The following is a 12,280-nucleotide window of genomic DNA, read 5'->3' as shown; positions in this document are numbered from 1 at the left end:
GAGGAGGTGCCACCATGACGGAATCCGTACGTTCCGGCCGCAGTGACCGCAGCCCGTGGAACTGGCTGCTCGTCGTTCCGATCGTCGTGCCGCTGCTGACCCCGCTCTACAACCGCGACGAACCGCGGCTCCTCGGCTTCCCGATGTTCTACTGGCTGCAGTTGGCGTTCATCCTCCTCGGGGTGGCCACCACGTCCGCCGTCTACCTGGCCACCCGCCGCCCGGCACCTCGTTCCGCCGCCTCAACGGACGACGCCTCAGCGGCCGGCGTTTCCGCGACCGGCGCTTCGGCGACCGGCGCTTCGGCGACCGGCGCTTCGGCGACCGGCGCTTCGGCGACCGGCGCTTCGGCGGGCGACGCTTCGGCGGCCGACGGCGAAGGAGCCGGGCGATGAGCGACCACATCACCGAGATCGTCGTCTTCACGGTCCTGTTCCTCATCGTCAGCGGCATGGGTTTCGTGGCGGCCCGGTGGCGTGCGCCCCAGGACATGGCCCACCTCGACGAGTGGGGGCTCGGCGGGCGCAGCTTCGGCGGCTGGATCACCTGGTTCCTGGTCGGCGGCGACCTCTACACCGCGTACACGTTCGTGGCGGTTCCCGCGCTGATCTTCGGCGCCGGCGCGGCCGGGTTCTTCGCGGTGCCGTACACCGTGGTCATCTATCCGTTGTTCTTCCTGATCCTCATCCGGCTCTGGTCGGTGTCGCACCGGCACGGCTTCGTGACCCCGGCCGACTTCGTCCGCACCCGCTTCGACTCCCCGACGCTCGCATTGCTCGTCGCGATCACCGGCATCGTGGCGACCATGCCGTACATCGCGCTGCAGCTCGTCGGCATCGAGGCCGTGCTCAAGACGATGGGCGTCACCGGCGAGAGCGCGCTGGCCCGGCACGCCCCGATCATCGTGGCGTTCGCGATCCTGGCCGCGTACACATATCAGTCCGGGTTGCGTGCCCCGGCGCTCATCGCGTTCGTCAAGGACACGCTGATCTACATCGTGATCCTGGTGGCGGTGCTCTACCTGCCGTACAAGCTCGGCGGCTGGAGCACCATCTTCGACGACGCGAACGCCAAGTTCCAGGCGTCCGCGGCGCCGGGCGACGGGATCATCCTCAACGCCAACAACCAGCTCCAGTACGTCACCCTGGCGCTCGGTTCGGCCCTGGCTCTGTTCCTGTACCCGCACAGCATCACCGGCGTCCTCGCGAGCAAGAACCGCAACGTCATCAAGCGCAACATGTCGGCGCTGCCTGCGTACAGTCTGCTGCTGGGTCTGATCGCTCTGCTGGGTTACATGGCGATCTCGGCGGGCGTGAAGCCGCTGCCCGGCACCAACGCCGGCAGTGTGGACAACAACACGGTCGTGCCGCTGCTGTTCGACCAGCAGTTCCCGGCCTGGTTCACGGGCGTCGCGTTCGCGGCCATCGGCATCGGCGCCCTGGTCCCGGCGGCGATCATGTCGATCGCGGCGGCGAACCTGTTCACTCGCAACATCTACAAGGAATATCTGAGAAAGGACGCCACGCCGGCCCAGGAGGCGAACGTCTCCAAGATCACGTCGCTGGTGGTCAAGGTCGGCGCGGTGGCCTGCATCATCTTCCTCGACCCGCAGTTCTCCATCGACCTGCAGCTCATCGGCGGCGTCATCATCCTGCAGACCGCCCCGGCGGTGGCCCTCGGCCTCTACACCCGCTGGCTGCACCGCGGCGGCCTGATCGCCGGCTGGGCCGCGGGCATGGCCCTGGGCATGTGGATGCTTTACCAGATCCCCAACGCGGCGACCGGGCGAAAGCACTTCGGCGGCTCGGCGTTCCCGCTCGCCGAGTTCGGCGTCGACACCAAGAGGACGATCTACGTCGGCTTCATCGCGGTCGCGGTCAACCTGCTGGTCGCGGTCCTCGCGACGCTGATCCTGCGGGCGGTCAAGACCCCCGAGGGCGTGGACGGCACCACACCGGACGACTACTTCGCCGACGAGGGAGACCCGCGCCTGGAGAAGGCCCGCACCACCCCGGACGCGATCGGCTCCTCGACCTAGGCAGTGCCGCGACCCTTGATGTAGGTGTCCATGTCGCGGGTCAGCCGTTCCAGCACCGCCGCGAGCTCCTTGCGCTCATGGGGCGTCCAGTCTCTGAGCACCGTGTCGTAGAGCTCGCGGCGGGCCTGGCTCACCGCATCCACCTGGGCCAGCCCCCGCACGGTCGCGGCGATCACGGTGCCCCGCCCGTCCTCGGGATCCGGGCTGCGCTCGACCAGACCGTCGCGGTGCATCGCGCCGACCTGCCGGGTCACCGTCGAACCGTCCAGATTGAGCCGATGGGCGACGGCCGACACGTTCTGCGGGCCGGCCTCCTGCAGCAGCCGAAGGATCACGTACGCCGCCCGATCCAGCGCCCGATGCGGCCGCGGCGAACTGCGCCGGGTGGCCTCACCCAGCCGGACGATCATCGCGACCTGGGTCTCGATGACGCTCAGCGCCGCCTCATCCTCAGCCATGTGCCCTTCCCTCGTCGTCGGCATTCTGTCATCGGAAGGCCCGCCAGAGCAGCACCACTCCGATCACCGCACCGAATGTGACGATCAGGGCTTTCAGTACGGGCGCGGGCAGGCGTCTCGCGAGACGGGCACCGGCGTACCCTCCGACCACGGTGGCGGGAGCGACGACGAGCACGGCTCCCCAATGGATCTTCGCGAAGATGGCGAAGACGACGACGGTAACGAGACCGACGCAGGCGGACAGCACATTCTTGAGCGCATTGATCCGGTTCAGCGACTCGTCGAGGACCAGGGCGAGAGCGGCCACGTACATGACGCCGAGAGCCGCGCCGAAATAGCCGCCGTAGACGGCCCCGATGAAGACGACCACATGCAGCGCCACCCGCCGATCGGGGCCGGCCGGGCTGTCCTGGCCGACGCCGGTCCGGCTTTTCCGGTCGGCCTCGGCCTGGCCATTACGGCCGGCGCCGGTCTGGCTTTCCCGGGCGGCGCCGGTCTGGCTTCTCCGGGCGGCGCCGGCCCGGCTCCTCCGGCCGACCAGGGCGCGCAGCCGCTCCTGGAAAGCCAGCGTCGCCGTCGCGGCGAGCACGAGGAACGGCACGACGACCTCGAAGGCCCGCGCCGGCGTACCCAGCAGCAGCGCACACCCCGCGGCGCCCCCGAGCGCGCTCGTCGGCAGGATCGACGCCGCCCGCCGCCCCTGACCGGCCAGATCCGCCCGGCTACCGGCCACGCTTGACACGTACCCGGGAAAGACCGACACCGAATTCGTGACATTCGCCTCGACCGACGGCAACCCGACCCCGAGCAGGCTCGGAAACGTGATCAGCGACCCGCCGCCGGCGATGGCATTGACGACCCCGGCGGCAAGACCGGCGGCGACCAGCAGAAGAACATGACCAACATCCATGATGCGAAGAATCTACGGCGCGGGCCGCGCCGGCGCCGCGCGGCGGGCCGCCCGCTACGATGACAAAGCGACGGACGAGTCGGCCGGGCGGTCGCGTCGGCACCCACCGGGTGCCGCCGAGGAACGTCCGGACTCCGCAGAGCAGGGTGGTTGCTAACGGCAACCCGGGGTGACCCGCGGGAAAGTGCCACAGAAAACAGACCGCCGGCGACAAGCCGGTAAGGGTGAAACGGTGGGGTAAGAGCCCACCAGCACCCCGGGTGACCGGGGTGGCTCGGTAAACCCCACCCGGAGCAAGGCCAAGAAAGGCCCGGACCGCAAGGCCCGGGCCGGCGCAGGCGTTCGAGGGCTGCTCGCCCGAGCCTGCGGGTAGGCCGCAAGAGCCTGCCGGCAACGGCAGGCCGAGATGGATGACCGCCCAGCGGCGAGCGTTCGCCGCGGACAAAATCCGGCGTACAGGCCGACTCGTCCGTCGCCCTCCTGGTCATGGTGCTTCTCATGGCCGATGAGCTGCTGTTTCGAACGATAGGTGGCGGTGCCGGGCCGGGCATCCCGGAGTCGCCCGGGTCCAGAGGCGGAGCCCCGGCCGCCGGAGGCCTGCTCCGGGTCGTAGGGCCGGAGGCCCTGCCCACCGGAGGTATTGCATTGCGCCCTGTCGGTCGACGGGCATCGGCGTCGGCCCGATGGCAAGGTGGAAGCACACGGAACGGGGATCGGCGCGTTCCCGCAGGAGAGCAGGACCTCATGGAGTCCCGAATACTCGGACCAGGACTGCGCGTCTCCGCATTGGGTCTGGGCTGCATGGGCATGAGCCAGAGCTACGGGCCGAATCCGGGCGACCGGGGCGAGATGATCGGCGTCCTGCGCGGTGCCGTCGAGCGTGGCGTCACGTTCTTCGACACCGCGGAGGTCTACGGCCCCTACGTCAACGAGGAACTCGTCGGCGAGGCCCTCGAACCGATGCGCGACCAGGCCGTGATCGCCACCAAGTTCGGCTGGGACATCCCGGACGGCAGGTCCGTCGGCCTCGACAGCCGTCCCGAGCAGATCCGCCGGGTGGCGGACGCGTCGCTGCGGCGTCTGCGCACCGACCGGATCGACCTGTTCTACCAGCATCGCGTCGACCCGAACGTACCCATCGAGGACGTGGCCGGCGCCGTCGCCGAGCTGGTGGCGGCGGGCAAGGTCGCCTACTTCGGGCTGTCCGAGGCCGGGGCCGGCACCATCCGCCGTGCCCACGCCGTGCATCCCGTCGCCGCCCTGCAGAGCGAGTACTCGCTGTGGACCCGCGACATCGAAGCCGAGATCTTGCCGACGCTCGACGAACTCGGCATCGGCCTGGTGCCGTTCAGCCCACTCGGCAAGGGCTTCCTGACCGGCACCGTCAGCCCGGACACCGAGTTCGCGCCCGGCGACATCCGCACGACCATCCCGCGGTTCACCGAGGAGAACCGGGCCGCGAACCAGGCGCTCGTCGAACTGGTCGGCCAGGTGGCGAAGGCTCACGACGCCACCCCGGCGCAGGTCGCCCTGGCCTGGTTGCTCGCTCGCCGCCCGTCGCTGGTGCCGATCCCGGGCACACGGCGGTTGTCCCGCCTCGACGAGAACATCGGGGCGACCGCGCTCAGCCTGTCGGACGCCGACATGACCGCCCTGAGCGAGGCCGCCACACGCGTCGGCGTGGCCGGTGCCCGGTACAGCGAGGCCATGCAGAAGATGACCGGCCTGTAGTTCACCTGTTGCCAACGCCGATCCGGCCGGAGCCCCGGAATCCTTCCTCCTGAGGGTGGCGGGGCTTCGGCGTGTCCGCCGGTCTCGCGGAGGCGACCCGCCCGCCCGCACCGTGAGCCCGCGATCATCCCTGTTGTCCCTGCTCTGACCATGCGGTCGCTTGAGAGAAGCTCTGACCAGGAAGACCCATGTCGCTGCCGTACCGTGCCCTGGCGGCCGTGGTTCTAGGGCGGGTCCGCTCTGGCCGTGAGTGGCTGTCGCAGGGTCCGGATGGCGATGGACATGGCGGCGCTGACGCCGAGGAGCCAGGCCAGGAAGGAGAGATGGCCCGCATCGGAGAAGGGTGAGTCGAAGGCGCCGATGAAGGTGGACATGCGGGCCGCGTCCGGTATGTCCGCCAATCTGCGGGCGCCGGCGGCGAGGCCGGTCGCCATCGCGGTGAGGAGGAACAGCGCCGCTCCGGCCTGTGCCTTCCAGGCGGTGGTGAGAAGCCGGGCGGCTCGGTCGTTGTGGGCTCGGAGGATGCGCCAGGTGGCGATGGCGAGGATGACCGTCGCCAGGATCGTGATCGACCATCCGGACAGGTAGGCCAGGACCCTGGTGGTTCTCAGGTACGCGAGTTGCTGGTCGACGAGTTCCGCGGCGTCCGGTGCGCACGACGCCGCGGTCCGGCAGTCGCTGATCGTCGTTTCCGCCTCGCTGCGCGGCGGGCTGAGCGTCTGGCGGAGGTAGGACTCCGTCGTCAGCCAGGAGAAGGTGATGGTCGCGGCCGCGAGGAGGATCCAGGTGGCGGCGAGGTGCCACCGCGCCCGGTGCCGGGTCGCGAGATTGTCATCCAATGTGGACTTCCCGGGACCGGGTGTCGGCGGGCGAACCGGTCCAGGCGGCCCGCTCCGGGCAGGGGAGGGCGGCACGCGCCGCCGGGCGAAGGGCGTCGTCCGCACCGGGAACCTCGGCCATTATCGGAGTCTCGTCGCCGCCCACCAGCGCATCCTATAGGTCATCTTGCATGTCCGGGCTCACCGACAAGTATGACGCCCGAGTCCGTCATCCGACGCTGCGTGGCCCCGCAGATCACCGCGAATCAGGACCTATGTGGACAGCGTCACGCCATGCGATGGGTACGGGGAAAGGTGCCGGCCGGAGATGTGCGGCGCCGGGATCTGAACGGGGCCCCGGACTGGTGGTTTCGTGGCTGGCGGGGTTCTGAGTGGGAACTCGGGTCGGCGGTTTCGGCGGGCCGGGTTCTGAGCGGGAACCTGGGCCGGCGGCTTCGCGGTCGGCCGAGATCGGGGCGAAGACTCAGGCCGGCGGTTTCGCGGCGGCGATGACTCGGGTGAGGGCGGCGTGCAGATGCTGGAGATCCTCGATCGGCATCCCGAGCCGCTGCACCACGGCCGGCGGAATCCGCTCGGCCTTGTCCCGCAGGGCCCGGCCCTCGGTGGTCAGGACGATGGCCAGGCTGCGCTCGTCGCTGCGGTCCCGCTCGCGGCGCAGGTAGCCGACCGATTCGAGCCTCTTGAGCAGCGGCGACAGGGTGCCGGGGTCGAGCTGGAGGAGCTCGCTCAGGCGGCGCACCGACAGGGGCGCGTGTTGCCAGAGAGCCAGCATCACCAGGTACTGCGGGTGGGTCAGGCCCAGGGGCTCCAGCAGCGGACGGTAGACGGCCACGACGCTGCGGGCGGCCACCGAGAGGGCGAAGCAGACTTGCCGCTCGAGCGCCAGCGGGTCGGTGGTGTCGATCGGCTCACTCACGGCGGTTCTCCTCAGGTCGCCCGCTAGGCTACCAATAGTTGGGATACCAATGATTGGACCACCAAGTATCTGGGGAGGGCTGCTCGCCATGCCGGAGAACGAACGGGCTTCGCGCCGGAATCGGTTCGTGCGCTGGTTCCACGCCACCTTCGACGACTGGTTCTTCCGGTCGATGATCGGGCCCGCACAGACCGCGAACGCCGTGCACGGATGCGAGCAACCGGCCCGCGAGCAGTGGAAACGCGACCTGGAGGCGCGCAAGCGGTTCACTCGGGAACAGCGCGAACGCAAGCGCCTCGCCCGTGAGGGGCGGATGACCTGACTGTGCCCCGGCGGCCGGGCTGCAGGGAACGCGGGAGGGGCACGGCCGGCAGTGGCGAGGCCGGGATCCGGGGCCGAGGGCCTGGGAACCCGGGCCTAGAGGGCCGGGCTGGGAGCTTGGAAGCCCGGGGTTCGGGAGTCCGGGAGTCCGGGAGTCCGGGAGTCCGGGAGTCCGGGAGTGGCGATGATGCGGGGTCAGGCAGAGGCGCGCAACCGGGGAGGGTGGCTGTGTCGGGCATCCGGCTGGCGCGTTCCGGCGCTCGGGTGCGCTCCCTAGGCTGCGGGGCAGGCCGTTACGCAGGAGGCGAGCGTGATGATCCCGCCGGACGCGAGCACGATGGTCCCGCACGGGGCGAGTGTGACGATCCCGCCGGACGATCCCGAGTTCGTGAGCCGTCCCGCCGATTCCGTCGCCGGGCTTCTGCCCGATCGCCAGTGCGCCCGCGCGGCCGTGACCTCGCTGCGTGAGGCAGGCTTCGCCGCCGTCGAGGCACGCCCGCGCCATCCGGACCGCTGCCGGCTGCGCGACTGGGGCAGCGATGCGACGATCATGCATCTGTACGTGGAAGGTCTGCGCCGAGGGCACTCGCTGGTCCTGGTGCCCTCCACTCGGCGGCAGCGGGAAGAGGTTGGCCGGTTGCTGGTGCGGCATCAGGGTCATGCCGTCTACTACTTCTTTGCCGCCGGGGTTGAGTCGCTGGCCGTGCTGGTCTGAGTTCGCTCCGGTCGGCACCGCAGGTGGTGTTCCGCCTGGGTCGGCATGGGGGTGTGCGGCAGTCGACGCGGGGCCGACAACGGGGTGACGGTGTGCGTGGCCCCGGTGTCGGCGTGGGCGGGATGCTCGGTCAGCGGGCAAAAAGTCTGACCGTGATGTCGTTCATTAAATTTTCGTGAATCGGATAGGGCGGACGGTGGAAAATCGGGTTCCGGGGGCCGGCGGTCGGTCGCAGTTCTTCTGTGGTACCGCGTGGTGGCTGGCTGATTGAATGGTCACCGTACCGCGTCGCCGTGGAAAATTCGGGTCTTGAAATCGGCACCGAGGGTGCGGAATGGTACCGGCGAAACGGATTGAGCTGCGGTGATGTCCGCGTGGCACGATGGTTGCGACTGTGACGGAATGCATCGACGACCGTCGGTACGTTCTGTCCGGTCTCGACGATCGAGGCCCTACTCAGATGGACCCGGCCGGGGGTTGCGATCATGCTGTCTTTGGGCAGAAATTGCAGGTGGGCAACCAAATCCATAAGAGATCATCCGCTGAGTACGGGCGGGTCCGCCGGCGCCTTGACACCGGAACGCGGGGTTGTGAGTATGCCCTGCGACTGCTCGAGTTGACGTGCAACTTGCATACTCATAGTGTCTGATATGTGACGTCGGGTGCTTGCTGGGATGACTTCCAGTACGGTCGCGGCGCGAAGTGCAGAGGTAGTCGGAGCGGCTGCGAGGAGTGCTTGGTGACTGTCAGGATCGGCATCAACGGCTTCGGTCGCATCGGGCGATCCGTGATGCGCATCATCAGCGCCGCGCCCGCTTCGGGAATCACAGTTGCCGCCATTAATGACATCGCGTCGCCGGACAGATTGGCACATGCGTTGAAACGCGACAGCCTCCGCGGCCGATTCGCCGGCACGGTCGACACGGTGGGTGGGCAACTCATCGTCAACGACCGTCCACTCTGGACCTACCAGGAGGCGCAGCCGGGCCGGGTCCCGTGGGCCGACGCCGGCGTCGACGTGGTCATCGAGGCCACCGGCCAGTTCCGCAGGGGCGACGTCGCGCGCACCCACATCACCCACGGCGGTGCCCGGAAGGTCGTGATCAGCGCGTCCGCGGACGACCCGGACGCGGTCCTGGTCTTCGGCGTCAACCACGACATATACGACCCGGTCCACCACGACGTGATCTCGCCCGCCTCCTGCGGGGTCAACGCCCTGTCGGTCATGGCCAAGGTGCTGCTCGACCGCTTCGGCCTGCGCAGCGTGCAGACCTCGGTGGTGCTCGCGGCCCAGGGCTGGCAGCGTGTGCACGACACCACCTCCGGCACCTCGCGCGACGACCCCCGGCTGGGCCGGGCCGCGACCGAGAGCATCATCCCGCACGACCACGTCAGCGGCGATCTGGTGAGCGTCGCGCTGCCGCGGCTCGGCGAGGTGCGCTACAGCTACTACTGCGTACCGACCCCGATCGGCTCCCTCGCCGAACTCGGCGGCCAGACCGACCGGCCGGTCAGCGTCGACGAGGTGAACCACGCGATGGCCGAGGCGGCGGCCGGTCCGATGCGCGGGCTGATCGACTTCGAGCCGGACCCCACGGTCTCGATCGACGTCCGCGACAACCCGGCGTCCTGCCTGTTCGACCCGTCCGGCACCCAGACCACGGGCGACGGCGGCGTCAAGGTGCGCGGCTGGTTCGACAACGAATGGGGCTTCTCCCACCGCCTGCTCGACCTCTCCCGCCTGGTGGGGGAACGTAAGCCCGTGCCGGCGGGCATCCTCTACAAGACGGCCGCCGCGTGACCGGACCGGCCCAAAGCGGGTGCAGGACGGCCGCCGCGTGACCGGACCGGCCCAAAGCGGGTGCAGGACGGCGGCGGCGTGACCGGACCGGCCGCGGCGCAGCGGGACGGGCCATGTCCAGGCGCACAGCCGGTCGGTGTGGTGTAGAACGGATCGGTGATCCCGCGCGAAGCGATCGAAGCAGCGGCCCGGCGTCTCGAGGGCCGCGTCCGGCGGACGCCTGTGCTGTTCGACGGCTCGGTCGGCTACAAGCTCGAGCTGGTGCAGCATGCCGGATCGTTCAAGACCCGCGGCATGCTGAACAAGATCCTGGTGGCGGCCGAGGCGGGCCTTCCCGCCGCCGGAGTCATCGCCGCCTCCGGCGGCAACGCGGGTCTTGCGGCCGCGTACGCCGCGCGGGAGCTGGGGGTGCCGGCCGAGATCTACGTGCCGGTCACCGCTCCGCCGGTGAAGGTCGCCAAGTTGGCCAAGCTGGGTGCGCACGTCGTCCAGGCCGGAGACGAGTACGCCGAGGCGTACGCCGCCGCGATCGTGCGGGCCGATCACACCGGCGCGCTGTTCTGTCATGCGTACGACGATCCGGACATGGTCGCGGGCAACGGCACGGTGGGGCTGGAGTTGCTGGAGCAGGCGCCCGGCGGCTTCGACACCGTGCTGGTGGCCGTCGGCGGGGGCGGCCTGATCGCGGGGGTCGCCGCGGCGGTCCACGGCCGGGCCAAGGTGGTAGCCGTCGAGCCGCGTACGGCCCGGGCGCTGAACGCCGCCCTGGAGGTTGGGGAACCCGTGGACGTGCCCGTCTCGGGGGTGGCCGCCGATTCGCTCGGCGCGCGCCGGGCCGGTGCCATCGCCGTGGAGACCGCCGTCGCGGCCGGGCTGACGTCGGTGCTCGTCGACGATCAGGCCATCGTCGAGGCGCGCCGCCGGCTGTGGGAGGACTACCGCGTCGCAGTGGAGCACGGCACGGCCGTGGCCCAGGCCGCGCTCACCTCTGGCGCATACGTCCAGGAGCCCGGCGAACGGGTGATCGTCCTGCTCTGCGGCGCGAACACGGATCCCACGGACCTCGCCTGAACAGCACCCGCGCGCGGAAGATCCAGCACCCGCGCGCGACGATGGCCAGATACCCGCGCGCGGGGACCGGCGACATCAGCGCGGGATGGCTGGCACCGGCGCGCGGGATTCGTTGGCGCGGCGCCGCGGAGGGTCGTCAGTGCGGAAGGCGTCAGTGCGGAAGGCGTCAGTGCGGAGTGACCCGTGTAGCCGGTGGGCGGTGTTGCGGTTGGGGGGCCTCGACCCGTACTTATGGGATGAGCCCGGGTCCCACCTGGCCGGGCCGCGTCGCGGAGCTTGGTGGACGATCACCTGCGGGCGGTTGCGGCGTCCGCGATGCTGGGGTCATGACAGATGAGGACAATCAGATCAAATCGGTGCGGCAGTTCCGCCGGTTCGCTGTGGTGGTCTGTCTGGCCGGTGCTCTTGTTCAGCTCGCCTTGACCGCCTACTACCTGGGGATGGGCCATCGGGCGATGCCGCATGACGTGCCGGTCGGGCTGGTGTCGCCGGCGGCCAAGCAGGCCGCGATCCTTGATCTCCTGGAGCGCGACGGCGTTTTCGAGGTGAGCGTCTACCCCTCCGCTGCCGAGTTGCAGACCGCGATCAAACGCCGCGACGTGTACGGCGGCGTCGACGTCACCGCCGCGCAGCCTCATCTGTACGTCGCCGGCGCCGCGGGTCCAGCGGCGGCCACGCTGCTGCGGACCACCTACACCTCCGTCATCGCCCAGCAGAATGGTCAGCAGCTCGCCGCCCTGGCCGCGAAGGGTGACACGATCTCCGTCGCCGAGGCGAGGGTCCTGAACACGCCACCGCCCATCACGGACGTGGTGCCGCTGCCTCCCGACGACGTCAACGGTGCCTCGCTCGGCTTCCTCACCCAGGCGCTCGCCCTCGGCGGGACCATCGCCTCCGTCGGGCTCGGCCGGCTCATTCCGCGCACCCGCCGCTCCTGGGCGCGCGGGCTGGGACATCTGGCCACGCTGATCGTGTATGCGCTGGCCTCGGCCGCCGTCGTGCTGTGGTCGATGAGCTGGTTCGGTGTCGGTGCGGGCGCCGACCATGCCGCGATGTTCGGGATCTTCGCGCTGGTCTCGCTCGCGATCACCGGGTCGACCGCGGGCGCGGTCGCCCTCATCGGTCCGGCCGGGGCGCTTCTCGGCGCCGTCTACTTCACCATCGGTACGGTGATCAGCGGCGCCAGCATCCTGCCGGAGTTCCTGCCCTCGTTCGGTCGCGTGCTCGGCGAGAACCTGCCGACCGGCGCGGGCGTGCAGGCGGTCCGCTACGACCTCTACTTCCCGCAAGCGCCGATCGGCGGGCCGCTGCTGGTGCTGGCGCTGTACGCGGGCATCGGATGCCTGCTCGTGCTGGTCACCAACCTGCTGCCGAACCGGACGGACCGCACCTCGGAGCTCGACCTGGAGGTCAAGGACCGGATCGAGGGCAACGAGGTACGCCAGCCGGTCGCGATCGGCTGAGTTGCCGCTCAGGCTTC

At 69.9% G+C, this 12,280-nt stretch carries 12 protein-coding genes, 1 other RNA gene and 1 pseudogene; 9 read left to right on the top strand and 5 right to left on the bottom strand.

The window, feature by feature from the left end:
* Positions 1–14: 14 nt before the first annotated feature.
* Both EDD30_RS40515 and mctP read left to right on the top strand, forming a co-directional pair.
* Positions 15–233, top strand: a pseudogene (locus tag EDD30_RS40515) (DUF3311 domain-containing protein); the annotation flags it as partial.
* 158 nt (positions 234–391) lie between these two features.
* Positions 392–2,038, top strand: coding sequence for a monocarboxylate uptake permease MctP (gene mctP / locus EDD30_RS10640; RefSeq protein ID WP_071809379.1), 1,647 nt, complete (start codon positions 392–394; stop codon positions 2,036–2,038).
* Here the strand turns inward: mctP and EDD30_RS10635 are convergent.
* Both EDD30_RS10635 and EDD30_RS10630 read right to left on the bottom strand, forming a co-directional pair.
* On the bottom strand, positions 2,035–2,496 hold the full coding sequence (locus tag EDD30_RS10635) for a MarR family winged helix-turn-helix transcriptional regulator (protein WP_071809378.1): 462 nt from the start codon (positions 2,494–2,496) through the stop codon (positions 2,035–2,037). The genes mctP and EDD30_RS10635 overlap by 4 nt on opposite strands.
* Positions 2,497–2,524: 28 nt before the next feature.
* Positions 2,525–3,406, bottom strand: a complete 882-nt coding sequence (locus tag EDD30_RS10630; protein ID WP_071809377.1) for a sulfite exporter TauE/SafE family protein — start codon at positions 3,404–3,406, stop codon at positions 2,525–2,527.
* A 75-nt stretch (positions 3,407–3,481) separates the two neighbouring features.
* Between EDD30_RS10630 and rnpB the strand changes: the two genes are divergently transcribed.
* Positions 3,482–3,878, top strand: an RNA gene (rnpB, locus tag EDD30_RS10625) — RNase P RNA component class A.
* 272 nt (positions 3,879–4,150) lie between these two features.
* On the top strand, positions 4,151–5,137 hold the full coding sequence (locus EDD30_RS10620; protein ID WP_071809376.1) for an aldo/keto reductase: 987 nt from the start codon (positions 4,151–4,153) through the stop codon (positions 5,135–5,137).
* 224 nt (positions 5,138–5,361) lie between these two features.
* Here the strand turns inward: EDD30_RS10620 and EDD30_RS10615 are convergent, their stop codons facing one another.
* Positions 5,362–5,976, bottom strand: coding sequence for a hypothetical protein (locus EDD30_RS10615; protein WP_071809375.1), 615 nt, complete (start codon positions 5,974–5,976; stop codon positions 5,362–5,364).
* A gap of 463 nt (positions 5,977–6,439) precedes the next feature.
* Positions 6,440–6,892, bottom strand: coding sequence for a MarR family winged helix-turn-helix transcriptional regulator (locus EDD30_RS10610; RefSeq protein ID WP_071809374.1), 453 nt, complete (start codon positions 6,890–6,892; stop codon positions 6,440–6,442).
* Positions 6,893–6,980: 88 nt separating this feature from the next.
* On the opposite strand from EDD30_RS10610, the gene EDD30_RS10605 reads away from it, so the two are divergent.
* Together EDD30_RS10605 and EDD30_RS10600 are read left to right on the top strand one after the other, a co-directional pair.
* Positions 6,981–7,214, top strand: coding sequence for a hypothetical protein (locus EDD30_RS10605; protein WP_211278031.1), 234 nt, complete (start codon positions 6,981–6,983; stop codon positions 7,212–7,214).
* Positions 7,215–7,523: 309 nt separating this feature from the next.
* Positions 7,524–7,928, top strand: a complete 405-nt coding sequence (locus EDD30_RS10600) for a hypothetical protein (protein ID WP_123678213.1) — start codon at positions 7,524–7,526, stop codon at positions 7,926–7,928.
* Positions 7,929–8,058: 130 nt separating this feature from the next.
* On the opposite strand, the gene EDD30_RS38210 is transcribed toward EDD30_RS10600, so the two are convergent.
* Positions 8,059–8,457 carry a hypothetical protein gene (locus tag EDD30_RS38210; RefSeq protein ID WP_143163017.1) on the bottom strand — a complete coding sequence of 133 codons (399 nt, stop codon included), beginning with the start codon at positions 8,455–8,457 and terminating at the stop codon, positions 8,059–8,061.
* A 210-nt stretch (positions 8,458–8,667) separates the two neighbouring features.
* Here EDD30_RS38210 and EDD30_RS10595 point away from each other — a divergent pair, with 210 nt between their 5' ends.
* The 3 genes from EDD30_RS10595 to EDD30_RS10585 all read left to right on the top strand — a co-directional run bounded on the left by EDD30_RS10595 (position 8,668) and on the right by EDD30_RS10585 (position 12,263).
* Positions 8,668–9,729: a type I glyceraldehyde-3-phosphate dehydrogenase gene (locus EDD30_RS10595; RefSeq protein WP_071809372.1), complete on the top strand. Its 1,062-nt coding sequence runs from the start codon at positions 8,668–8,670 to the stop codon at positions 9,727–9,729.
* 156 nt (positions 9,730–9,885) lie between these two features.
* A complete protein-coding gene (locus EDD30_RS10590; protein ID WP_071809371.1) occupies positions 9,886–10,800 on the top strand; it encodes a threonine/serine dehydratase in 915 nt (304 codons plus the stop codon).
* A 326-nt stretch (positions 10,801–11,126) separates the two neighbouring features.
* Positions 11,127–12,263, top strand: coding sequence for an ABC transporter permease (locus EDD30_RS10585; protein WP_071809370.1), 1,137 nt, complete (start codon positions 11,127–11,129; stop codon positions 12,261–12,263).
* Positions 12,264–12,280 lie beyond the last annotated feature (17 nt).

The organism is Couchioplanes caeruleus (assembly GCF_003751945.1).
GTDB lineage: Bacteria > Actinomycetota > Actinomycetes > Mycobacteriales > Micromonosporaceae > Actinoplanes > Actinoplanes caeruleus.
The sequence above is the reverse complement of the archived record's forward strand: the minus strand, read 5'-3'. Positions and strand labels throughout refer to the sequence as shown.

Bases quoted from the DNA above. Each gene is read 5' to 3' on its own strand.
- mctP (WP_071809379.1), top strand. From the start codon at position 392: ATGAGCGACCACATCACCGAGATCGTCGTCTTCACGGTCCTGTTCCTC.
- EDD30_RS10635 (WP_071809378.1), bottom strand. From the start codon at position 2,496: ATGGCTGAGGATGAGGCGGCGCTGAGCGTCATCGAGACCCAGGTCGCG.
- EDD30_RS10630 (WP_071809377.1), bottom strand. From the start codon at position 3,406: ATGGATGTTGGTCATGTTCTTCTGCTGGTCGCCGCCGGTCTTGCCGCC.
- EDD30_RS10620 (WP_071809376.1), top strand. From the start codon at position 4,151: ATGGAGTCCCGAATACTCGGACCAGGACTGCGCGTCTCCGCATTGGGT.
- EDD30_RS10605 (WP_211278031.1), top strand. From the start codon at position 6,981: ATGCCGGAGAACGAACGGGCTTCGCGCCGGAATCGGTTCGTGCGCTGG.
- EDD30_RS38210 (WP_143163017.1), bottom strand. From the start codon at position 8,457: ATGGATTTGGTTGCCCACCTGCAATTTCTGCCCAAAGACAGCATGATC.
- EDD30_RS10585 (WP_071809370.1), top strand. From the start codon at position 11,127: ATGACAGATGAGGACAATCAGATCAAATCGGTGCGGCAGTTCCGCCGG.